The organism is Duganella sp. AC237 (genome assembly GCF_979254035.1).
Window position 1 is genome coordinate 4038552 of record NZ_CEEDEW010000003.1, and the last position, 20291, is coordinate 4058842.

Consider the following 20291-nt stretch of genomic DNA (forward strand, 5'->3'; position numbering starts at 1 on the left):
CACGTGACAGCGAGTCAAACTTTAATTTCAAAAATCCCGAAATGGACCGCCCTCCCCCGAGTCGCCTGGATAGACGACGATGCCCATCCGGAGCGCACTTCCGACTACAATCGAGTAATCTGCGAGTTTTCACGACCGAGCCTGGAGAGACCGAATGACCGTTGCCCACCGCCTGCCCACAATCAATGCATTGATATCCGCAGGAATTGTTGCGCTCTGCCTGACAGGCGGCTTGTCGGCAGCGCAAGCAAGGGAGGCTCAACAGGCCGAGCATCAAATCGACGTCCCCGGCGCAGCGCCGTTCGTCGTGTATCGTCCCGAGACGGTCAAAGCGGGAGCGCCGGCCCCGCTAGTGTTTTTGCTGCACGGGAGCTCGGGCGAAGGAGCATCCATACTGCGCCGCTCCAACCTCAAAACCTTGGCCGACAAGTACGGCTTTATCATCGCGGCGCCGACCGGCGCGATACGGCTCGCCCAGGGGTTTGCGTGGAATATACCCGGCGTGGTGACCGCTGGCGGCGCGGCGCCCGGCGCTGGCGACCGGGACGACGTGAAATATCTGCTGTCGATCCTCGATTTGCTTGCCGAACAAGGACTGGTCGACCGCAGCCGCGTCTACGCGACAGGCTTTTCCGGTGGCGGCCGCATGGCAAGCTGGCTGGGATGCGTCGCGTCGACACGCTTCGCCGCCATTGCTCCGGTGGTGGGCCTGCGCGCGGGCGCGCCGCTTGCGTCGGACCCGCGACAGCCCGACCCGGACAGCTGCCGGCCGGAATCCGCAATTCCCGTTCTGACGTTTGCCGGCGACCGCGATACGACCAACCCGATTGCCGGCGGTGGCGCCAAATATTGGCAGTACTCCATGCATGCCGCTGAAATGCGATGGGCCGGACTCAATCGCTGCGAACGCCGCCCTGTCACACAACGGATCTCGGCAAAGGTTTACCAGGAGCTCTACGATGGCTGCCAGGACGGCGCCATGGTCACCGCGTATATCACCGAGGGAGGGGGCCATACATGGCTTGCCGATGAGGAAGCCATGTGGAAGTTCTTCACCCGCTACGCCCGCGCGGCGGATGGCAAATTACTGACAGGCGACAGTCCCGACGCGTCGGCGGCGTCCCGACAATGATACGCGCGCTACGCTCCATTTTCCTTGCCGCATGCACCCTGTGTTTATCGGCCTCATCGACGTCGGCGTCGGCGCCGGTTTCAGGCCTCGCACCGCTCGAATTACGGGTCGCCGTGGTGTCCGATGGCCGCGCGGACTATTTCGTCCGCCTGCTCGAGGAGTCATTGAAGCTGATCAAGCAACCCTACAATATTCAGTACATCAGGGACATCCCCGCCCGCCGCATGTGGTGGATGCTGGGCCAGGGTGATATCAATCTTTTTTACGGCATCCAGTCGAAGGACAAGGATGGCAGCAAGGAGCTCGTCCCGGTGCGTAACGCGCTGACCAACGGGCTGATCGGCCAGCGTGTGCTGCTCATCCGTCGAACGGATGCCGAAGCGTTCGCGCGGGTCCGATCCGTAGGCGATCTGAAGCGCACCGGACTCATAGCCGGGCTAGGCGCCGGCTGGCACGATGCCAAAGTGTTCAAGGCGTCGGATTTGCCGCTCTACGAGCACACCGCGCCATGGAGTACGATTTACGCGATGGTCGCTGCGGGAAACCGCCGCGTCGACTATCTTCCGCGCGGCGTCACCGAGGTGTTGGAAGAGGCGCGCGCGCATCCGGAATTAGTTGTGGAGCAGCATTTGCTGTTGGCGTACCAAGCCGACTTCATTTTCTATCTCGACGCAACGGCCGCGCGCTATCGCCCGATTCTGGAGCGGGCCTTGAGGCAAGCAGAAATCACCGGGCTCAAGGCACGCCTGATCGAGGAAACGTTCGGCGCCGATATCAGGGCGCTACAGCTGAACGGCCGGCTACGCCTGGAGCTGCCTCCCGGCCAGGGCCGTTAGAACACGCTGGGCACCAGGTTTTCCCCGCCTGATACCTCGATGACGGTACCTGTGACATAAGGATTAGACATGAGAAACAGCGCGGCGTGCCCGATATCCTCCGCCGTACCCACGCGGCGCGCCGGAAGAGTGTTCCGCACCCTTTCTTTCAGATCAATGCGCTCGCTAGCGGATAAGCCACTCCACAGGTCCGTGTCGACGTAGCCGGGACGTATCGTGTTGACGCGGATCGGCGCCAGCTCGAGCGCCAGTGAACCGGACAGCGATTCCACCGCCGCAAACGCGGCAACCACCGCCGCCAGGCCTTTTTTTGCCCGCGCCGCCAAGCCGCCGGTGAGGAAAGTAATCGAGCCGCCCGCCTTCAGATGGGGCGCAGCGTAACGCGCGCACGCCCAGCTGCCCATAAACTTGGTGTCCATGTAGCTGCGCACGCCGCGCATATCGTCCGCCATGAACGTTTCCCAGGTTCCGAAGGCCGGCCCCGACGTGACAACCAGATGATCGAACGGTCCGATGGCGTCGAATGCGTCGCGCACCGCCGGTTCGTCGCTGATATCCAGCACCACCTGGTTGAAATCAGCAAGGTGCGGACGTTCTTCGTCCGACGCGGTCCGCCGGCTGGCGACCGTCACGGACGCACCCGCCGCGTACGCCGCGCGCGCGGCGCCCAAACCAATGCCGGTTTTTCCGCCGACGACCACGACCTTTTTCCCGGCAAGGCTTAGTGGCGAGTTCGCGAAGGGTTCGCTTCCATTTTCCGATGTGCTCATGGTTTTTCTCACATTGCTTAATGATTGATAACGAGTGCCAGCATAATTCCATTGTCACCGGATGATAATTGCGATATTTTGAATGAGATAGATTCTGGAATGGAATGAATATCCCCGTTCCGTCCCGCTATTCAACTTTCACGGCAAGGAACCATGGACCGTTTTCATGAAATGGCTGCGTTTGTCGCGGTCGTCGAAACCGGGGGCTTCTCCGCCGCCGCACGCCGGACGGGCGACACGCAGTCCTCGATCAGCAAGCTCGTCGGCTCGCTGGAAAAACGACTGGGGGTGAAGTTATTTAACCGCAGCACACGCAGCGTGACGTTGACCGACGATGGACAGAGTTATTACCAGCGGACCAAGCCACTGCTCGAGGAGATTGATTCGGCCGACCGCGAACTCACCAACCGGACCTTGAATGTCGCAGGCCAAATCAGAATCGCGGCGGCGGCAACTTTCGGCCGCCTTCATATCCTGCCCCTCCTACCGGATCTGCTGTCCCGTTATCCGAAGCTGAAAGTCGATCTTGTCCTGTCGGACTCCGTACGCGACATGGTCGACGACCGCATCGACCTTGCCATCCGCGTCGGCGCTGTCAATGAACTCGATGCGGTGGTGCGGCGCGTGGCGACCTCCAGCCTGGTTTGCGTCGGAGCCCGCCGCTACTTCGACCAGCACGGCATCCCTGCCACCCCTGCGGATCTGGCCCACCATAATTGCCTTGTCTACGAAGGCACGGGCAATGCCGAGACCTGGCCGTTTGTCGGACCGCAAGGGCAATATAGCGTTCCCGTCTCCGGCAACCTCCGGTCGAACAGCATCGAAACGATACGGGCCGGGGTGCTGGCCGGGGTTGGAATCGGTCTGTTCACGCGCATGTCGCTTTGCGACGAATTGCGCCATCCCGACATCATCACGGTACTCGATGATTTTTCGAAACAAGCCCTGGACATCAGTCTGATCTGGCCAAATCGCCGGTTGGTCTCTTCGCGCGTACGCTGCGTTACCGACTACTTCGCCGCCGCGCTCCAGGCCGGCGCGGCGACCTCCTCCTGAACGGCACGCCGATCCGATCTATTCCGGGATCGAATCAAGGTTATTCGAGATAGGTCGATTATCAGCGGCGCTTGCGGCGGCTACCATGTTTTCCACTAACCTACACCGGAGGAAAAATGAATCAGCTGAAATCTCAAAGTGCGGTATCCCTGGCACGCCGCGTCATGCTTGCCAGCGGTGCGATTGCCGCGACGGGCCTGCTCAATATCGGGCGGGCTGCAACGCAACCGCAGGCCATACCGCGCCCCGCATCGGCGCCCGAGGCCAATATTGCACTGGAAATTTACAAAGCGCTCGCGGCAGATGAGCTCGACCGGTGGGACGCGGTGGTCCACCCCGACGTGGTCGCCAACAGTCCCGCCGGGCGCAATATCGTCGGCCTGCAGAACCTGAAGCGCTGGCAGAAATCGTTCGGGCTCGCGTTTCGCCCGCGAATCGACCTCATCGACCATTTCGTCGCCGGCGACCGGGGCCTGGTCACCATCAATCTGCACTGGAAGCATGACGGCGGACCCTTCAACGGCATTGCGCCAACCGGCAAGGGCGGCACCTCGGTCGAGAGCTTTATGCTGCGGATTGAAAACGGGATGGTCGTCCGCTGGGACATCGCCGACCATTCCCTCGATCTCGCGAATTACCTGCACGACCAGGGAATGAAAATGCCCACGAACGTGGCGCCGCTGGCGGAGATCAAGGGATAGGCGCAAACCGAGATGCTGATCAGCTCCGCTCGACCAGTTCCCGAATTGCGACAGCAAAACTGATCGGCGCTTCCTGCGGCACGTTGTGCCCAACGCCAGGCAGTACACGGCGCGCATAGACTCCGCTGAATTTCCCCGCATCCTCGTCTTCCTGGGGCGGAGGATCGACGCCGTCGGCCGCGCCCAGCAGCACAATGCTCGGAACCGGAATATCGGGTTGGCGTGCCAATCTCGCTTCGATCCCAGCATAGGCCGGATCGCCTTCGATAACGCCATACCGATGCCGGTAGGAATGAATCACCACATCGACGAAGTCGGGATTATCGAAAGAGGCTGCGGTCCGCTCAAATGTGTCCTCATCGAAGGACCAGGATGGTGACCATGTCTTCCAGAGCAGCCGACAGATCCCGCGCCGGTTCGTATCCAGGCCTCTGCGGCCCCGCTCGGTGTGAAAGTAGTATTGATACCAGTCGCGTGCCTCCTGCTCGGGCATGCCCGGCTCGGCGGCGGCTGCGATGTCCTGAATGTTGTAGCCCCTGCCGGCGCTAACCAGACCGATTACCCGCTTCGGCCATAACGCAGCCACGATACAGGCAGCCCTGCCACCCCAGTCGTAACCACCGAGAATGGCTTTTTGAATATTGAGGGCATCCATCAATGCCAGCAGATCCGCGCCAAGCGCCGCCTGCTCACCCGAGCGCGGCGTATCGGGCGACAGAAACCGAGTCGCGCCATAGCCACGCAAGAACGGGACGATGCAACGGTGCCCGGCACCGGCGAGACTGTCCGTCACCTCGTCAAAGGCGTGGGCATCATAGGGAAAGCCATGGAGAAGAACGGTCGGCACGCCATCCGCAGGACCCGCCTCGTAATACGCGACATCCAGGACACCTGCGGACACGCGGTTTAAGAGGGATAGCTGTGACATGACCAATCCGCCGCCCTTCGTTCATTTTCCGCGGCGGGAAGCGGCCCGCGCGCCGCTGCTTTTGCGCCGCGAGGCGGACCGGCGGGCAGGCTTGTGCGTGTGTTTCTTCGTCTCGCCCGCTTCGGCGCGCTGTTTATTGACGATACGCGAAGCGACCTCCTCCTCCCGGCCCTTGTAACGGCCCTCCTTCTTAAATTTCCGTTCGATCTTTTTGTATTCCCGTTCGCGCTTCGGATTGGCACCTGTCGGCATGACGCTCTCCTTTGAAAATGAAATTCAGGATACTTTTTGGCGCGCCAGCTGTATGCGAAGTGCCGCACATTTTCCGGCATAAAAATGGGGCCAGCGGGTTCGCCATGCGATTTGCACGGAGAACGACGTTATGCGAAACAACGCACAGTACGCCTCCGGAAAAGCCGGAAAGATGACGTCACACCCATTGGAAAGGAGCCATGATGGATAAACCAAATTCAAGCAGGCGCGCGGTCGTCGGCGCGGCGGCAACCGGTCTTCTTGGAGCGGCGATGGCGCCATCGCTGGCCAAGAGCGGGGCTGACGCCGGCGCCGACATGCCGCCGAAAAATCCGCTCACCGCCTATCCCGCGCCGCCGTTTCTGAAACAGCAGCAGCCCTGGCCTGGCTTGACCAGCAAGATGAATCCACGCCCCGACCATGGCGAAACCAGCTATAAGGGTTCGGGGCGGCTCAAGGGCCGCAAGGCGCTGCTCACGGGTGGCGATTCCGGCATCGGCCGCGCCGCCGCGATCGCCTACGCGCGCGAGGGCGCGGACGTGGCCATCAACTACCTGCCGGCGGAGGAAGCGGATGCGCGCGAAGTGGTGGCGCTGATACGCGCCGAGGGCCGCAAGGCGGTCGCCATCCCGGGCGACATCAAGGATGAAGCGTTTTGTAAAAAACTCGTGGCCGATGCCGCGCGCGAGCTGGGCGGCTTGGACATCCTCGTCAATAATGCCGCGCGCCAATTCTCGCGCGACTCCATCCTCGACATGACCACCGCACAGTTCGACGAGACCTTCAAAACGAATGTGTACGCGATGTTCTGGATCACCAAGGCCGCCGTGCCGCTGCTCAAGCCCGGCGCCACGATCATCAACACCGCCTCGGTGAACGCCTACGAACCGAGCGAAAACCTGATCGACTATGCGGCAACCAAGGGCGCGATCATGATTTTCAGCAAGGGACTGGCCAAGCAGCTGGCGCCGAAAGGCATCCGCGTCAACGCGGTCGCGCCCGGGCCCTTCTGGACGCCGCTGCAGGTCACGGGCGGCCAGCCGCCGGACAAATTGCCGGAATTCGGCGCCGATACCCCAATGAAACGGCCGGGCCAGCCGGCGGAACTGGCGGGCATCTACGTGCTGCTCGCGTCGAACGAATCGAGCTATGCGACCGGCCAGGTGTATGCCGCCGTCGGTGGCAGAGGCGGGCCCTGAAGTCTACCGTACCCCAACCGATATTACTGGCCACTCATTATTGGAAGATGCAACCACATCCGAAATGAAAAAGCCCTTGGAAAAATCAGCAAGCTGGCCTCCGGCGTGCTGGCCTCGACATATACGACATGCGCGGCGAGCTCGCTGTGGCGGTTTGCGATACCTCGACGGAGGCACTGCCGGTCCGGTACGGTCAGCGAGCCGCAGTGCCCTTCCGGATCTCGCTATCGAATCCTGTATAGTTAAAACCCGCGTAGCGCGCGCCGATATCTGCGCCGCTGCCCTTGAGGTTTAAATACAGCAGGTAGACCTGGTAGTCGGCCTGCGCACCGGCACCATCGCCTTCTGCCACCGTGTTTGCGCTCGCGATGGCCGCCTGCAGCATCTTGTAAGCCTGCGGCGTGACCCAGTTGCGATTGGCCGGAACGTCGCGGCCGTCGCTGCTGGCCACCACGCCGGCCAGCCGCGCGCGGGCGATCGCGATGGCCTTGGCCAAAAACGCCTGGCCGTGACCGCCGCTGGTCATGCCGACCGGCGCGCCAGGTGTGGCGGCATCCGTGGTTTGCACCAGCCACAGGCTCACCACCCAACCCTCACGGTTGTTATTGAAGCCAAAATACTTGTGGGCATTGGCAAACTCCCCGGGCCGGTTGGAGATGAACAGGTTGTCGCGGGAAAAACGCATCGCGTCGCCATAGGCCGTGCCGCCGATAGTGTAGGAGACGTGATCGGCGCCGTCGACGAACAGTCCCTTCACCTGCCTGGCACGCTTGACCGCCCAACCGTCGGTGCCATACCAGAAAAGTGCGATGTCGCCGCTTGCGAGCGACGCATCGAAGTTGGCCGCCTTGATGATCTCGCCGGAGTCGCCGGTAAAATGCTTGCCGTCGAACGCTGCGCCTTCGCCGGCGGACTTTTTTGCACCGCCGATCGCGCCGCGCTCGAGACGATAGGAGCCATCGCTGGCCTTGGTCGTGCGGCTGACAAGGACGCCCTCGAGAAAATCGGCGTCGATCAGGTCGGCATAGCCGTCGTGGTCGGTGTCATAGAGCCTCACTTCCAGTCCCGCAACGATCCCGGTCGCCACCGCCAGCGCTGCGGCCTCGTACGTGGCTGCAACACCCTGGCCCTTGTAGCCGCCTTTCCAGGTATTGGTTTCTGCATCATGGGTCAACCAGGGCACTTGGTTGACCAGGTAGCCGGCAGGGGTTTGCCGCAGAAAATCCTGCCCGGTTGCCGGAATGGCGTAGCCATTGATAAAAAACCTGCCAGCGGCGATGATGGCCGGCACGCCGGCGGCGGCGCTGTGCTGCCGGAAGTAGCTGTCATAGCGGGCGCTGACAACGGTGGCGCTCTCGCCGCCCATGTTCAGCACCACGGCCTTGAGCAGCGCGCTGCTGCTGGCCGTCGCCAACGCCCCGGTGCGCTCAGCGGCGCCAGCCGCTCCGATGGCAAGTGTCAATGCCAGGCACAGGCCGGCGGTGGTTGTTTTGATCATGGTTGTTTGCCAGCCGGGCCAGGCCCCACTAAGGTTTATCTGACGATCAGGCATAGGCGCCGGCTGCGTAAGTCAACTCGTAGCTGTGGCTGTAGATCTCCAGGATGTTACCGAACGGGTCTTCCATATACACCATGCGGTAGGGCTTCTCGCCGGGGAAATAGTCACGCACCGGCATGCGCTGCTTGCCGCCGGCTGCCACGATTCTGGCAGCGAGGCCTTCCACGTCCGGGTCTTGCACGCAGAAATGGAAAACGCCCGATTTCCAGTACTGGAAATTATCGGCTGGACGTTCGGCATTGCGGAACTGGAAAATTTCAACGCCCACGCGGTCGCCCGTAGACAGGTGCGCGATCCGCAACGACATCCATCCGGCGCCGAACACGTCGGTACACATCACGCCCACTGCGCTGTCGTCCTCGGTGATGGTGGTCGGCGGCATGATCAGGTACCAGCCCATCACCTCTGTGTAAAACTTGACGGCGCCGTCCAGGTCGGTGACCGACAGGCCGATATGGGAAAAACCGCGTGGATAAGGAGACATGCTGGTCCTTGTTGAAAGTAATGGTGATGAATTCATTGTATTTACTGCCAGGGATAAATAAAATAAGCTGGCGTTTATTGAATCGATAAAAATCTCTTATACCAATGCTCAATCCCACTTGGCTGCGCACGTTTGTCACGCTTGCGGAAGAAGGCAGCTTTACCCGCACCGGCGCGCGACTCGACCTGACGCAGGCGGCAGTGAGCCAGCACCTGCGCCAGCTGGAACGGGAGCTCGGTCCGCTGCTGATACGCCGTCCGCGCACCATCGAGCTGACACCGGCGGGCCTGGCGCTGCTCGACTATTGCAGCGACGCGGACCATGCCGAACGGCGCCTGCGCCAGCGGCTGCGCCAGGACGAGGACGAGGCCGGCGAGGTTTCCCTGATCTCCCCGGGCAGCATCGGCCTGTGCCTGTATCCGTGGTTGCTGGAATTGCAGGCAGCCACGCCGGGCCTGGTGATACGCCACCGGTTTGCGCCCGATAACGAGGTGCTGGCCGCAGTGCTGGACAACCGCTACACGCTTGGCCTGGTCACCTTGCGGCCCGATGACAGCCGCCTGGCGTCGTCACGCTTTGCCGAAGAGCCGCTCGAACTCGTGCTGCCCGCCGGGCGCGATTTGACAGGCTGGGACGACCTTGTGGCCCTGGGGTTCATCGACCATCCCGACGGCTTGGCCATGGCCACCCGGCTGCTGAGTCGCCAGTTCCCTGATGCACCGGGCATGCGCCACATGCCGTGTTCGGGCTTCAGCAACCAGATCGGCCTGATCCTCGAGCCGGTGGCGCGCGGCCTTGGCTTTACCGTGCTTCCCCGTTTTGCCCGCGAGGCGTTTGCGCGGCAGGATGCCATCGCCGTGATCGCGGGCGCCACCGACCTGGTGGACACGCTCTGGCTGATCCACCGCGCCGAGTGGCCGCTGTCGCACCGCGCCCGGCGCACCATCGACTTTCTGATGCAACGCCTGAGGAGCCGGCCCGCATGAACAATTTCAAGACACTCGACTTCAACCTGCTCAAGGCACTCGATGTCCTGCTCGATGAGTGCAACGTCACGCGCGCGGCAACCCGGCTGGGAGTGACACAGCCGGCCATGACCGGCATGCTCAACCGGCTGCGCGAAAACTTCGGCGATCCCTTATTCGTGCGCGCCCAGCGCGGCATCGTGCCTACCGGGCGCGCGCTGGAACTGGCCGGGCCGCTCAAGCAGGTCCTGGACGGCATCGCGGCGCTGCGGCAGCCTGCCATGTTCGATCCGGGCAGCGCCAGCAACACGCTGACCATCGCCGCGACCGACTACGCGCTGCGCGCCATTGCCCTGCCCTTCCTGTCCGTGCTCAAGCAACAGGCGCCGCACATCCGGGTGGCGCTGGTGCCGGTCGAAGACGCGCAGGTGCAGTTGCAACTCGAACGGGGCGATATCGACCTGGCGCTCGTGACGCCCGAGCGCACCGCGCCAGACCTGCATGCGCGCACTTTGTTTGAGGAGCATTATGTGTGCGTGCTGCGCGAAGGGCATCCAGCCTTGCATGGCCGCAAGCGCTTGACGGTGGACCAGTTTTGCAAACTCGACCATGCGCTGGTGTCGTATGCCGGCGGCGCCTTCCGGGGTGTCACCGACGAGGCCCTGGCCATGCTGGGCAAGCAGCGCGCAGTCACCTTGTCGGTCAAGAGCTTCCTGATCGTGCCCGACATCTTGCGTGCCAGCGACATGGTGGCGATTCTGCCCAGCCGACTGGTGGCCGGCATGCCGGGCCTGACTGTCTGCACACCGCCAATCGCCGTGCAGGGATTCACCAAGGTGGCGGCGTGGCACGAGCGCACCCACCGCGATCCCGCCCAGCGGTGGCTGCGCGAACTGTTATTCGCCCATTGCGGCGATACGCGCCGGTAGCCACGCCGGTGCCGGTGCCAACCGGCGAGCAGGGCCTGCCGCTGCTCGTCCCGCGCCGCTACGCTTGCACTTTGGCGATGCGGGCTGCCGCTACCAGGCCATCAAGCCAGTCCTGGTGCCCATTGATCATGGGATTCGGCTTGGCATTGTGCAGTTCGACGGCTGGCTTGCCTTTTTGCGTTTCCTGCGTCAGGATGCGCACGCGGCCGCCATCAAGATCTTCGACCAGCCAGGCATGGTGCACGTCGAGGCGGTCGTCGGCGCCCTCGTCGCCAGCCCAGCCGTGCCATGCGACCCTGCCCGGCTGCCCGGCAGCAGGCGGCATGAATTCATTGCATTGGGCCTCGACCGGAAAGCCGAAGGTCTCGAAATAGAAACGGTCGCCGTCGCGCAGCACCGGCCCCAGGTTGTCGTAGAAACGCACATTTGCCGAATTGGCGTAATAGGTCGGCCAGTGCGCCGGCGTGGCGAGCAACGGCCAGATGTCGGCGGCGCTGAGGCCGGCAACGATGACTTCATTGGACGCGAAATTGTCGGTGTAACCCGGAACATAGCCCGCAGGCCAGAGAATGGTATTCATGTAAAACTCCTTGTGTTGAAGAACACCATTTTGCCCTTGCTGCAGCCATCAATCCAATCCCATATTTTTATCACATCCATAGGCCGAACTGATATCAAAGTATGGCCAGCCAGGCGCGGGGATCGACGCAACGATAAGCAGAAAGCGCAGCGCATGAAGCGAAACGCAATGGTCGCGCTTTTCGGTAAGCCTGTACTCGAGTCAACATGTCGCTGGCGCGAGGAACCGACGACGATCATCGGAATTTGCGTGGCCGGACCGGGCAATATCTCAAAGCCGCCGGTATGGCCGAGCAGCGCCGCATGCGCTTCGGCGTGCGGGTCGAGCGCGGCGCGGACGATGTTCCAGCTTTCCCGGTACAGCGCCGACTGCGCCACATCCTTGGCAAAAGCAGCAAACTCCCTCGGTCTATCCCCCCGAACCCAGCCCCAGAATAAAGCGCCCGCCCGAGATGCGGTCCAGGGAGAGCGCCGCTTTCGCTAGGTGCAGGGGATTGCGCAGTGGCAGCACGGCTGCGGCGGTGTCCCCCGACGATACGCTCGCTGGCGCCCGCCAGGTTGGCGGGCCAGATGAACGGATCGTCCAGCGCGCTGACATTGCCCTCCTGCGCGATCATCAGCCGCACGTCGCGGCACCACAGCGCAGCGAAACCGGCCGCTTCGGCAATTTTCGCGGTCAGGCGCGCCTCGCCCGGATCGGCCGGCGTCAACCCGGGCATCGGTGCCGGCGTCATCAGGCACTAGGTCAGGCCCGACCCCAGCACGCTGGCGTAGGCGCGATTAAAATCAGGAAGAACAATATTTTGGCGCAATGGAAGTCCCGGAAGTAGTGGCACGACAGCCTACATCATGCCTAATCGGCGGCGCTCATGCCGGAGGCGGCGCCCACGTTCGGCTAGAGAGGTAACGCCGTCTCGTACTTCACCTCACGCAAAGCCACACTGGTATTGATCTGGGATATTCCGGGCAGTTTGACGAGCACGTTGTGCAGGAAGTCGTGGTAGGCGTCCATGTCCGACACGACGACCTTGACCATGTAGTCGGAGCTGCCCGTGGTCTCGTAGCACTCGACCACCTCCGGACGTAGACGCATCGCTTCCTCGAAATGCTGCACAGCGCCCTCCGCGTGCCGCAGCAGCGAGATGTGCAGCAGACACACCACCGACAACCCAAGCTTGCGGCGGTCGACCAGCGCCGTGTAGCGCACGATATAGCCGTTATCCTCCAGCTCCTTCTGGCGGCGCCAGCAAGGGCTGGCGGACATCCCCACCCGCTCGGACAATTCGCTCGACGACATGCGGCCGTTTTTTTGCAACTCCGAGAGGATCTTGAGAGAGGCCGCATCGAGAGACAGGTTTTTCATTTTAGCGCTGGTTTTTAGGTGAGTTCTAGCCATTTTACTGCCCAGCATCGAATAGATAGAAATAATTTTTCCCATGCATCGACATATTCTTACCCATCCTAATTACAAGATGAGACAATGAATTCGATGACCCTTCCGATGTCGCCGCTGGCCGACCCGCACTACGCGCTGCAAGACAACCTGACCCGCATGCAAGGCCGCGTCTTTTTGACCGGCACCCAGGCGCTGGTGCGCCTGCTGTGCATGCAAAAGCTCCGCGACCAAGCCCGCGGCCTCAACACTGCCGGCTTCGTCAGCGGCTATCGCGGCTCCCCGCTCGGCGCGGTCGACCAGGAACTGTGGCGTGCCAAGACGCTGCTCCAGCAACACCGCATCGAGTTTTTACCAGCGATTAACGAGGAACTCGGCGCGACCGCCGTCATGGGATCGCAGCAGGTGGAGGCCGATCCGACCCGCCACGTCGATGGCGTGTTCGCCATGTGGTACGGCAAAGGCCCCGGCGTCGACCGCGCCGGCGACGCCCTCAAGCACGGCCACGTCTATGGGTCGTCGCCGCGCGGGGGCGTCCTGGTCATCCTCGGCGACGACCACGGCTGCGTCTCGTCATCGATGCCGCACCAGAGCGAACAGGCGCTGATCGCCTGGAACATGCCGGTGATCAATCCCGCCAACATCCAGGAATACCTGGAGTTCGGCCTGTACGGCTGGGCCATGTCGCGTTATTCGGGCGCGTGGAGCGGCTTCAAGGCCATCTCGGAGACCGTCGAGGGCGGCGCAGTGGTCGAATTGCCGCCGCTGCCAGCCTTTGTCGAGCCGGCCGATTACGTCGCGCCGCCGGACGGCCTGCACAACCGCTGGCCAGACCTGCCCGGGCTGGCCCTGGAACAGCGCGCTGCCGACAAGCTCGAAGCAGTCCAGGCCTTCGCCCGCGCCAATTCGATCGACCGGCTGGTCGTGCCGGCGTCCGGGGCAAAGCTCGGCATCATCAGCGCCGGCAAGGCCTACCTCGATTTGCTGGAGGCGCTCGACCGCCTGGAATTGCCACTCGAGCGCCTGGCGGAGTTGGGCGTCAGGCTCTACAAGCCGGGCCTGACCTTCCCTCTGGAGCGCACGCGGCTGCTTGCCTTTGCCTCCGGCCTCGATGAAATCCTCGTGGTGGAAGAAAAAGGTCCGGTCATCGAGCAGCAAATCAAGACGCTGCTCTACAACCTCCCCGGCGACGCGCGTCCAATGGTGTTCGGCAAGACCGACCGCAACGGCGACGCCTTGCTGTCGTCGCTGGGAGAACTGCGGCCCTCGCGGATCGCGCCGGTACTGGCGCGCTGGCTGGCGCCGCACTTCGCCGAACTCTCCCTGCATCGCATGCTGCCAGGCTTCTGCGCCGCCGAAGCATTGTCCAACAGCGCCGACAGCGTGAAGCGAACGCCCTACTTCTGCTCCGGCTGCCCGCACAATAGCTCGACCCGGGTGCCAGAGGGCAGCCGCGCGCTGGCCGGCATCGGCTGCCACTTCATGGCGACGTGGATGAAGCGCGACACGAATTATCTGTCGCAAATGGGTGGCGAGGGCATCAGCTGGGTCGGGTCCTCGCGCTTCGTCGGCGAGCCGCACGTATTCCAGAACCTGGGCGACGGCACCTTCTACCACTCCGGTTCGCTGGCGATCCGGCAAGCGATCGCCGCCCGCGCCAACGTCACCTACAAGATACTCTACAACGATGCGGTGGCGATGACCGGTGGCCAGCCGGTGGACGGCAGCCTGTCCGTGCCGCAGATCGTGCAGCAGGTCTGTAGCGAAGGCGCGGTCAAGGTCGTGGTGGTGACCGACGCGCCAGAAAACTACCCCCGCGTGACCCTGCCGGATGGTGTGGCGGTACACCACCGGCGCGATCTGGATGCGATCCAGCGCATGTTGCGCGAGATCGCCGGTGTCACGGTGCTGGTCTACGACCAGACCTGCGCGGCCGAAAAGCGCCGCCGCCGAAAAAAGAACACGCCGGTGCGCACCATCTTCCCCGACCCGGCCCGACGCATGGTCGTCAACGCGGCCGTGTGCGAAGGATGTGGCGACTGCGGCGTGCAATCGAACTGCCTGTCGATCCTGCCATTGGAAACCGAACTGGGACGCAAGCGCCAGATCGAACAATCCTCGTGCAACAAGGATTACTCGTGCGTCGAAGGCTTTTGCCCCAGCTTCGTCTCGGTGCTGGGCGGCACGCTGCGCAAGCCGGCCTCTGTCGCACTATCGGTGCGGGATCTGGAGCACGCACTGGCGTCTTATCCGCCACCGCCCTCCAACCCGCTGGACCGGCCCTTCGAAATCCTGGTGGCCGGTGTGGGCGGCACCGGCGTGGTCACCGTCGGCGCCCTGATCACGATGGCGGCGCACCTGGAGGGCAAAGGCGCGTCGACGCTGGACTTCATGGGCTTCGCGCAGAAAGGCGGCGCGGTGATGTCGCATGTGCGCGTGGCCGCGTCGCCGGCGCGGCTCAATCAGGCGCGCATCGACCTGCGTCAAGCCGACGCGGTGTTCGCCTGCGATCTTGTGGTCGCTGCGATGGCAGACAGCCTGGCGGTCATGGAGCATGGACACACGCAGGTCGTCGCCAACGAGCGCGAGATCCCGACCGCCGATTTCACCCGCGACCGCGACGCATCGATCAACAAGGCCGGGCTGCTGGAGAAACTGGCGGCGTCGGCCGGAGAAGCCAACCTGCTGCGGCTCGACGCCCACGAACTGGCGGCGCGCTTCCTGGGCGATCCGGTAGGCGGCAACATCTTGTTGATGGGTTACGCCTGGCAGCGCGGTCTGGTGCCGGTCGGCCTGGAGGCGCTGACGCGGGCGATCGAGCTGAACGGCGTTGCCATCGACATGAACCAGCGCGCCTTCATGTTTGGCAGGCTGGCCGCCGCCGACCAGCCGATGCTGGAGACGCTGTTGCAACCGCAGCGGCAGGTCATCCAGTTCTCTGCGCCGCGCCCGCTCGCCGACACGGTCGCCGCCCGCGTCGAACTGCTGACACAATACCAGGACGCCGCCTATGCCCGCCTTTACCGCGAGACGGTCGAAGCGGTCGAGCAGCGCGAAACCGCGCTTGACGGGAACACCTCCCGCAATCCGCTCACCAAAGCGGTGGCGCGCAACCTGTTCAAGGTCATGGCCTACAAGGACGAATACGAGGTCGCGCGCCTGCACGCCGATCCGGCGTTCCGCGCGCAGATCGCGGCGCAGTTCGACGGCGACTACAAGCTTGCCTTTCATCTGGCGCCGCCGCTGCTGGCGCGTCGCGAACCGCACTCCGGCGTTCCGCGCAAGATGACGTTCGGCGCCTGGATGCTGCCGGTATTCGGGATGCTGGCCCGTTTCAAGCCATTGCGCGGTACGCCGTTCGACGTATTTGGGTACACGGACGAGCGGAAACGCGAGCGCGAACTGCGCGACCGCTATCTGGCCTTCGCCCGCAACCTGGCGACCAATCTGCGGAACGACAACCAGAAGGCCGCGCTTCAGCTGGCGCAACTGCCGGACCAGGTGCGCGGCTACGGCCACGTCAAGCTGGCGGCGATGGAAAAGGCAGATGCGCTATGGGCCGGGTTGCTGACGGAATTCAATACTTACAAGACCCGTGTCGAACAGGTAGCGGTGGTGGAACTGCGACGCGGCGGATAGAAGCAAGCGGAACAGGCGGATGGAGCGGCCGCGCGGCGGGCGGCCGCTCCATCGACCAGGGCGACCGGCTTAGCCACCGATCGCGTCCAACGGCAATTTCAGATAGCGGATGCCGTTAGGCTCCGGCTCGGGCAAGGCGCCGGCGCGCAGATTCACCTGCAGCGAAGGCAGCAGCAACGCCGGCATCTGCAGCGTCGCGTCGCGCGCGCCACGGCGGCGAACGAAGTCAAGCTCGGACACGTCGTCGTTCACATGGATATTGGCGCGGCGCTGTTCGGCGACAGTGCTGACGCAGGCGGGACCGCGCCCTGCCGGCGGATAGTCGTGGCACATATACAGTTTCGTCTCCGCCGGCAAAGCCAGCAGGGTGCGGATGGAGCCATACAAGGTCGCGGCCGAGCCGCCGGGGAAGTCGCAGCGCGCGGTGCCGATATCCGGCATGAACAGCGTGTCGCCAACAAACACCGCCAATCCCACCATGTAGGCGACGTCGGCGGGAGTGTGGCCCGGCACCGCAAGCGCGCGCACCTTGAGCCGGCCGACGGAAAACTCCTCGTCCGGACCGAACAGATGGTCGAAACAGCGGCCACCTCCGCCTCTGCCGGCCACATTACCAAACAGCGGATCGAAGGTCTTTCGCACCGCGTTGACGCCCTCGCCGATACCGATGTAGCCGCCCAGTTTCGCTTGCAGATAGTGGGCGGCGGACAGGTGGTCGGCGTGGACATGCGTCTCGAGCAGCCACAAACAATGAAGCCCGGCGCTGCGGATGAACGACAGCACTTCGTCGGCGCGGCGGGTACCGGTCCGACCCGACTTCGGGTCGAAGTCGAGCACCGGATCGATCACCGCGCAGCTGGAGCCGGGTCCGTCATGGATCACATGGCTGAAGGTGCCGGTGGCCGGGTCGAAGAACGACTCGACCGTCGGCTGGGTATCGGCGTGGCTGACCAGGCGGCTGACGCGGTCCGGATGCTCCATGCCGGCCTACTGCTCTTGGATCAACGAGTGCAGGGACACGACCTGCAGCCCGCTCAGATCCTGCTCCAGGTTACCGGCGAAAGCGGCGCGGCTGGCGTGCTGCGGCGTCAGGAAGGCGGCGACAACCGCCCTGACAGCCGCCAGGTCGCAACCAAGCACGCCCTTGCGGAAACGCGCGCGCATGTCGTCGTCGATGCCGCACTGGCGCAACTGCCATGCGTGGACGACCGTATCGAACGGCGACCTGGGCTTGTCGAGGCCTTTGATGACACTGACGATCGCCTCCTCCAACTGTTCCTGGCTGAACGCCTGCTGGCCGACCTGGACGATTGCGCGGTTGAAGTCGGCGTAGGTGGCGGCCAGGCGCGGGTCGCGGAACGACGTCATGCTGAAGACGCCGGAGACGGCGTCGTAGCGGGCGTAGCCACCGTACGCGCCGCCCTTCTCCCGTATCGACTGGTGCAGCAATTGATGCGACATCAGCTCGGCGGCGACGGCCAGCGCCGGCGCTTCGTGCACGCCGATGCTCGGCGTGCTCCAGGCGACCGTGCAATGGTTGACCTGGCTGACCGCGTGCAGCGCGACGTTGGCCAGTCCGCCGGACGGCGGGTGCGCGCCGTGTCCGGCGCCGGCCGCGGCACGCTTGCCGTCTTGCGGCGGCAGCTTGACGAGCGCGGCCAATTTTTGCGCGTCGCCGTCGACGCCGGCGCACAGCACCGACGCCGGCGAGCCGACGATCGCGCGGTGCAGCGCGTCGAGCTTCGCCGCGATCTGATCCAATCCCTCGGGTGTACGCGCTTGACGCATCAGCTGCGCCAGGAACGCCAGAAAGCCGGCGCCGGCGGTCCTGTCCTCGAAGTGGCCCAACGCCGACAAAGGCGCCCCGGCGCTGAGCGCCGCATAGCGGCCGCCTTCCTGGGCCAGGTTGTTGACATGCTGCTGGTAAGTGCTTTCGATCAGGAAGACGATACGCTCATGCTCGTCGAAGCGCGCACCATCCACGTAGGCGGCCAGCACCTCGGCGATGCCGGCCTGCTCCTCGCCCAAGCCGCTGGCCTGGAAGCGCAGGGCCAGGCGCAGCCGGCGCTGGCGGTCCAGCACCGCGTCCGTGCTCAGCCAGAACGAAGCGACCTTGCCCTCGCGCCATACGCTCGCGCCCAGGTAGTCCTTGTCGCCGACGCCGAGCGCGCCGCGCAAGTCGGTGTACAGCACCAGCCACTGCCACGCGTCCTCCGGCAAGGCCGAAATATCGAACTCGACGAACGCGTACGAGATTTCATTGGAGGCGATCGCAAACGCATATTTGCCGTCTTGCGGGGCCGGTATCGCCGGCACCGGTACCGGCAACGGATTGACGTCGCCGGGTTTGATCCGTGGCAGCACACTGAAATCGCTGGCCTGGTCCTGATGCGCGTCCAGCGCCGCCATGTCGGCGGCGATCCGCGCGCGGTCGGTATCGGTCAGGCAGGCTTGCGCCGCCGCCAGGTTGTTCGCCTCGGTCTGCTGGCGCCGGTCGAAGTAGGCGGGATCCGGCACCACGGTGGTGGTCAGGCGCGTGGGCGAGTCGATCAGGCGGCGCACCAGTCCCTTGAAAAACTCGGGATCGGCGATACGCGCTTCGAGCTGGCGCAGCGCGGCGCCGCTGTCGATGGCCGAAAACGCGTCGCCGCCCCGCATCGCCACCGGCAGCGCTTGCAGCAGCCGCCCCAGTACGTTGGGCATGCGTCCGCTCGACGTATCCCGTTGACGGTATTTGAGGTCGCGCAGCGCGGCGCGCAGCAGCTCCGGCGGCACGCCTTCATTAGCCGCCTGTTCCAGCGCCTGTTCGATGCGCACCCGGGCGGCGGGAAGCTGCTCGATCGTCAATCCTTCCATACCGATGAAAAACAGCATCTGGCGCGCGCCGGGGTCGACGCCGTTCAACTGCGAGGGCCGGCCGTAGCCGGCCGATTCCATCGCGTGCTGCACCGGCGCGCTAGGGCTGCCCAGCAGACCGGCGGTCAGGATTTCCGCCTCGTACAGCGCCGTGACGTCGGCGGCCTCGCCCAGCAGCCACGAATGCTGCAGGCCATACTCGTCGTCGTTGGCCGTCTGCGACGGGATGTTGACGGTGTTTTCGCGCGGCGCGGCCGCCGACGCCGCCAGTTGCGGCATCCGGCGCGGCGATTTTCCGCCCAGCTTGTTAAGCACGTTGTAGCGGATGCGCCGCTGTATTTCCGCCGGCGACACGGCGCCGGCGGACATGAAGACCGCCTGTGAAGGATGATAGTGACTGGCGTGGAAGTCCACCAGATTCTGGTGGGTCAGCTGCGGAATCGCCAGCGGATCGCCGCCATACTCGTTTTCATACGTCGTGTTCTGCAACTGGGCCGATGCGACGCCATGGTACAAGGCGCGCATCGGGTCGCTGAATGCGCCTTTCATCTCGTTAAAGACCACACCCTGATAACCGAGCTTGCCGTCTTCCAGGGTGTGACGCCAACCCTCCTGCAGGAAATTCAGGTAATCGAGGCGCGGGAAGAACGTCGCGTCCAGGTAGACGTCGAGCAGGTTGAAGAAATCGGCGCGGTCGGTGCTGGCGAACGGATATACCGTACGGTCGGCGTAGGTGAAGGCGTTCATGAAGGTGGCCGTCGAACGGCGCATCATGGCAAAGAACGGGTCGCGCACGGGATAACGCTCGGAGCCGCACAAGGCCAGGTGTTCCAGGATGTGGGCGCGGCCGTCGCTGGTGCCCGGAACGGTCGGGAAGGCGACCAGGAACACCAGTTCAGCGTCCTTGGTCGCCAGATGGTAGTGCACGGCGCCCGTCGACGGCTCGACATACTCGTCGACGACGGCGTCGAGCGTGGGGATCGCGTGGCTGCGGATTTTTTCAAATTGGGTCAT

19 protein-coding genes are annotated in these 20291 nt (G+C 63.8%); 8 read left to right on the plus strand and 11 right to left on the minus strand.

What is annotated here, in order from left to right:
- Window positions 1-154: 154 nt before the first annotated feature.
- Both AC0IYS_RS17815 and AC0IYS_RS17820 read left to right on the plus strand, forming a co-directional pair.
- Window positions 155-1132 carry a CE1 family esterase gene (locus tag AC0IYS_RS17815; protein ID WP_471706432.1) on the plus strand — a complete coding sequence of 326 codons (978 nt, stop codon included), beginning with the start codon at window positions 155-157 and terminating at the stop codon, window positions 1130-1132.
- On the plus strand, window positions 1129-1968 hold the full coding sequence (locus tag AC0IYS_RS17820) for a hypothetical protein (protein ID WP_471706433.1): 840 nt from the start codon (window positions 1129-1131) through the stop codon (window positions 1966-1968). The genes AC0IYS_RS17815 and AC0IYS_RS17820 overlap by 4 nt, the downstream gene beginning before the upstream one ends.
- On the opposite strand, the gene AC0IYS_RS17825 is transcribed toward AC0IYS_RS17820, so the two are convergent.
- On the minus strand, window positions 1965-2738 hold the full coding sequence (locus AC0IYS_RS17825) for an SDR family oxidoreductase (protein ID WP_471706435.1): 774 nt from the start codon (window positions 2736-2738) through the stop codon (window positions 1965-1967). The genes AC0IYS_RS17820 and AC0IYS_RS17825 overlap by 4 nt on opposite strands.
- A 153-nt stretch (window positions 2739-2891) precedes the next feature.
- Here AC0IYS_RS17825 and AC0IYS_RS17830 point away from each other — a divergent pair, with 153 nt between their 5' ends.
- Entirely contained in the window at window positions 2892-3794 is a 903-nt protein-coding gene (locus AC0IYS_RS17830; protein ID WP_471706436.1) for a LysR family transcriptional regulator, read from the plus strand.
- Between the two features lie 116 nt (window positions 3795-3910).
- Entirely contained in the window at window positions 3911-4495 is a 585-nt protein-coding gene (locus AC0IYS_RS17835) for a nuclear transport factor 2 family protein (protein ID WP_471706437.1), read from the plus strand.
- A gap of 19 nt (window positions 4496-4514) precedes the next feature.
- On the opposite strand, the gene AC0IYS_RS17840 is transcribed toward AC0IYS_RS17835, so the two are convergent.
- Window positions 4515-5423 (minus strand): alpha/beta fold hydrolase, encoded by a 909-nt coding sequence (locus tag AC0IYS_RS17840; RefSeq protein WP_471706439.1) that lies wholly within the window; start codon window positions 5421-5423, stop codon window positions 4515-4517.
- Between the two features lie 21 nt (window positions 5424-5444).
- Window positions 5445-5675 carry a hypothetical protein gene (locus AC0IYS_RS17845; protein ID WP_471706440.1) on the minus strand — a complete coding sequence of 77 codons (231 nt, stop codon included), beginning with the start codon at window positions 5673-5675 and terminating at the stop codon, window positions 5445-5447.
- A gap of 200 nt (window positions 5676-5875) precedes the next feature.
- Between AC0IYS_RS17845 and AC0IYS_RS17850 the strand changes: the two genes are divergently transcribed.
- Entirely contained in the window at window positions 5876-6874 is a 999-nt protein-coding gene (locus AC0IYS_RS17850) for an SDR family oxidoreductase (protein WP_471706441.1), read from the plus strand.
- A 193-nt stretch (window positions 6875-7067) separates the two neighbouring features.
- Here AC0IYS_RS17850 and AC0IYS_RS17855 read toward each other — a convergent pair whose 3' ends face one another.
- Entirely contained in the window at window positions 7068-8372 is a 1305-nt protein-coding gene (locus AC0IYS_RS17855; protein WP_471706442.1) for a hypothetical protein, read from the minus strand.
- 46 nt (window positions 8373-8418) lie between these two features.
- Window positions 8419-8916: a lactoylglutathione lyase family protein gene (locus AC0IYS_RS17860; protein WP_471706443.1), complete on the minus strand. Its 498-nt coding sequence runs from the start codon at window positions 8914-8916 to the stop codon at window positions 8419-8421.
- 104 nt (window positions 8917-9020) lie between these two features.
- On the opposite strand from AC0IYS_RS17860, the gene AC0IYS_RS17865 reads away from it, so the two are divergent.
- On the plus strand, window positions 9021-9902 hold the full coding sequence (locus AC0IYS_RS17865) for a LysR family transcriptional regulator (protein ID WP_471706444.1): 882 nt from the start codon (window positions 9021-9023) through the stop codon (window positions 9900-9902).
- On the plus strand, window positions 9899-10810 hold the full coding sequence (locus tag AC0IYS_RS17870; protein WP_471706445.1) for a LysR family transcriptional regulator: 912 nt from the start codon (window positions 9899-9901) through the stop codon (window positions 10808-10810). The genes AC0IYS_RS17865 and AC0IYS_RS17870 overlap by 4 nt, the downstream gene beginning before the upstream one ends.
- A 58-nt stretch (window positions 10811-10868) precedes the next feature.
- Here the strand turns inward: AC0IYS_RS17870 and AC0IYS_RS17875 are convergent, their stop codons facing one another.
- From AC0IYS_RS17875 to AC0IYS_RS17890, 4 genes are all read right to left on the minus strand, one after another.
- Complete coding sequence (locus AC0IYS_RS17875) at window positions 10869-11390, minus strand: SRPBCC family protein (protein WP_471706446.1); 522 nt, start codon at window positions 11388-11390, stop codon at window positions 10869-10871.
- On the minus strand, window positions 11387-11767 hold the full coding sequence (locus tag AC0IYS_RS17880; protein WP_471706447.1) for a hypothetical protein: 381 nt from the start codon (window positions 11765-11767) through the stop codon (window positions 11387-11389). The genes AC0IYS_RS17875 and AC0IYS_RS17880 overlap by 4 nt, the downstream gene beginning before the upstream one ends.
- A 31-nt stretch (window positions 11768-11798) precedes the next feature.
- Window positions 11799-11987 (minus strand): LLM class flavin-dependent oxidoreductase, encoded by a 189-nt coding sequence (locus AC0IYS_RS17885; protein WP_471706448.1) that lies wholly within the window; start codon window positions 11985-11987, stop codon window positions 11799-11801.
- Window positions 11988-12284: 297 nt separating this feature from the next.
- Window positions 12285-12752, minus strand: coding sequence for an Lrp/AsnC family transcriptional regulator (locus tag AC0IYS_RS17890; RefSeq protein WP_471706449.1), 468 nt, complete (start codon window positions 12750-12752; stop codon window positions 12285-12287).
- Between the two features lie 117 nt (window positions 12753-12869).
- Here AC0IYS_RS17890 and AC0IYS_RS17895 point away from each other — a divergent pair, with 117 nt between their 5' ends.
- Window positions 12870-16421 carry an indolepyruvate ferredoxin oxidoreductase family protein gene (locus AC0IYS_RS17895; RefSeq protein WP_471706450.1) on the plus strand — a complete coding sequence of 1184 codons (3552 nt, stop codon included), beginning with the start codon at window positions 12870-12872 and terminating at the stop codon, window positions 16419-16421.
- Window positions 16422-16490: 69 nt separating this feature from the next.
- Here the strand turns inward: AC0IYS_RS17895 and AC0IYS_RS17900 are convergent, their stop codons facing one another.
- Window positions 16491-17402, minus strand: coding sequence for an MBL fold metallo-hydrolase (locus AC0IYS_RS17900; protein WP_471706451.1), 912 nt, complete (start codon window positions 17400-17402; stop codon window positions 16491-16493).
- Window positions 17403-17408: 6 nt separating this feature from the next.
- Window positions 17409-20291, minus strand: coding sequence for an insulinase family protein (locus tag AC0IYS_RS17905; RefSeq protein ID WP_471706452.1), 2883 nt, complete (start codon window positions 20289-20291; stop codon window positions 17409-17411).

Excerpts from the sequence above, each read along its gene's own strand:
- AC0IYS_RS17835 (WP_471706437.1), top strand. The coding sequence starts at position 3,911 with ATGAATCAGCTGAAATCTCAAAGTGCGGTATCCCTGGCACGCCGCGTC.
- AC0IYS_RS17855 (WP_471706442.1), bottom strand. The coding sequence starts at position 8,372 with ATGATCAAAACAACCACCGCCGGCCTGTGCCTGGCATTGACACTTGCC.
- AC0IYS_RS17840 (WP_471706439.1), bottom strand. The coding sequence starts at position 5,423 with ATGTCACAGCTATCCCTCTTAAACCGCGTGTCCGCAGGTGTCCTGGAT.
- AC0IYS_RS17830 (WP_471706436.1), top strand. The coding sequence starts at position 2,892 with ATGGACCGTTTTCATGAAATGGCTGCGTTTGTCGCGGTCGTCGAAACC.
- AC0IYS_RS17850 (WP_471706441.1), top strand. The coding sequence starts at position 5,876 with ATGATGGATAAACCAAATTCAAGCAGGCGCGCGGTCGTCGGCGCGGCG.
- AC0IYS_RS17890 (WP_471706449.1), bottom strand. The coding sequence starts at position 12,752 with ATGAAAAACCTGTCTCTCGATGCGGCCTCTCTCAAGATCCTCTCGGAG.
- AC0IYS_RS17845 (WP_471706440.1), bottom strand. The coding sequence starts at position 5,675 with ATGCCGACAGGTGCCAATCCGAAGCGCGAACGGGAATACAAAAAGATC.
- AC0IYS_RS17820 (WP_471706433.1), top strand. The coding sequence starts at position 1,129 with ATGATACGCGCGCTACGCTCCATTTTCCTTGCCGCATGCACCCTGTGT.
- AC0IYS_RS17860 (WP_471706443.1), bottom strand. The coding sequence starts at position 8,916 with ATGTCTCCTTATCCACGCGGTTTTTCCCATATCGGCCTGTCGGTCACC.
- AC0IYS_RS17870 (WP_471706445.1), top strand. The coding sequence starts at position 9,899 with ATGAACAATTTCAAGACACTCGACTTCAACCTGCTCAAGGCACTCGAT.
- AC0IYS_RS17865 (WP_471706444.1), top strand. The coding sequence starts at position 9,021 with ATGCTCAATCCCACTTGGCTGCGCACGTTTGTCACGCTTGCGGAAGAA.
- AC0IYS_RS17815 (WP_471706432.1), top strand. The coding sequence starts at position 155 with ATGACCGTTGCCCACCGCCTGCCCACAATCAATGCATTGATATCCGCA.
- AC0IYS_RS17900 (WP_471706451.1), bottom strand. The coding sequence starts at position 17,402 with ATGGAGCATCCGGACCGCGTCAGCCGCCTGGTCAGCCACGCCGATACC.
- AC0IYS_RS17905 (WP_471706452.1), bottom strand. The coding sequence starts at position 20,291 with ATGACCCAATTTGAAAAAATCCGCAGCCACGCGATCCCCACGCTCGAC.
- AC0IYS_RS17895 (WP_471706450.1), top strand. The coding sequence starts at position 12,870 with ATGAATTCGATGACCCTTCCGATGTCGCCGCTGGCCGACCCGCACTAC.
- AC0IYS_RS17885 (WP_471706448.1), bottom strand. The coding sequence starts at position 11,987 with ATGTCAGCGCGCTGGACGATCCGTTCATCTGGCCCGCCAACCTGGCGG.
- AC0IYS_RS17875 (WP_471706446.1), bottom strand. The coding sequence starts at position 11,390 with ATGAATACCATTCTCTGGCCTGCGGGCTATGTTCCGGGTTACACCGAC.
- AC0IYS_RS17825 (WP_471706435.1), bottom strand. The coding sequence starts at position 2,738 with ATGAGCACATCGGAAAATGGAAGCGAACCCTTCGCGAACTCGCCACTA.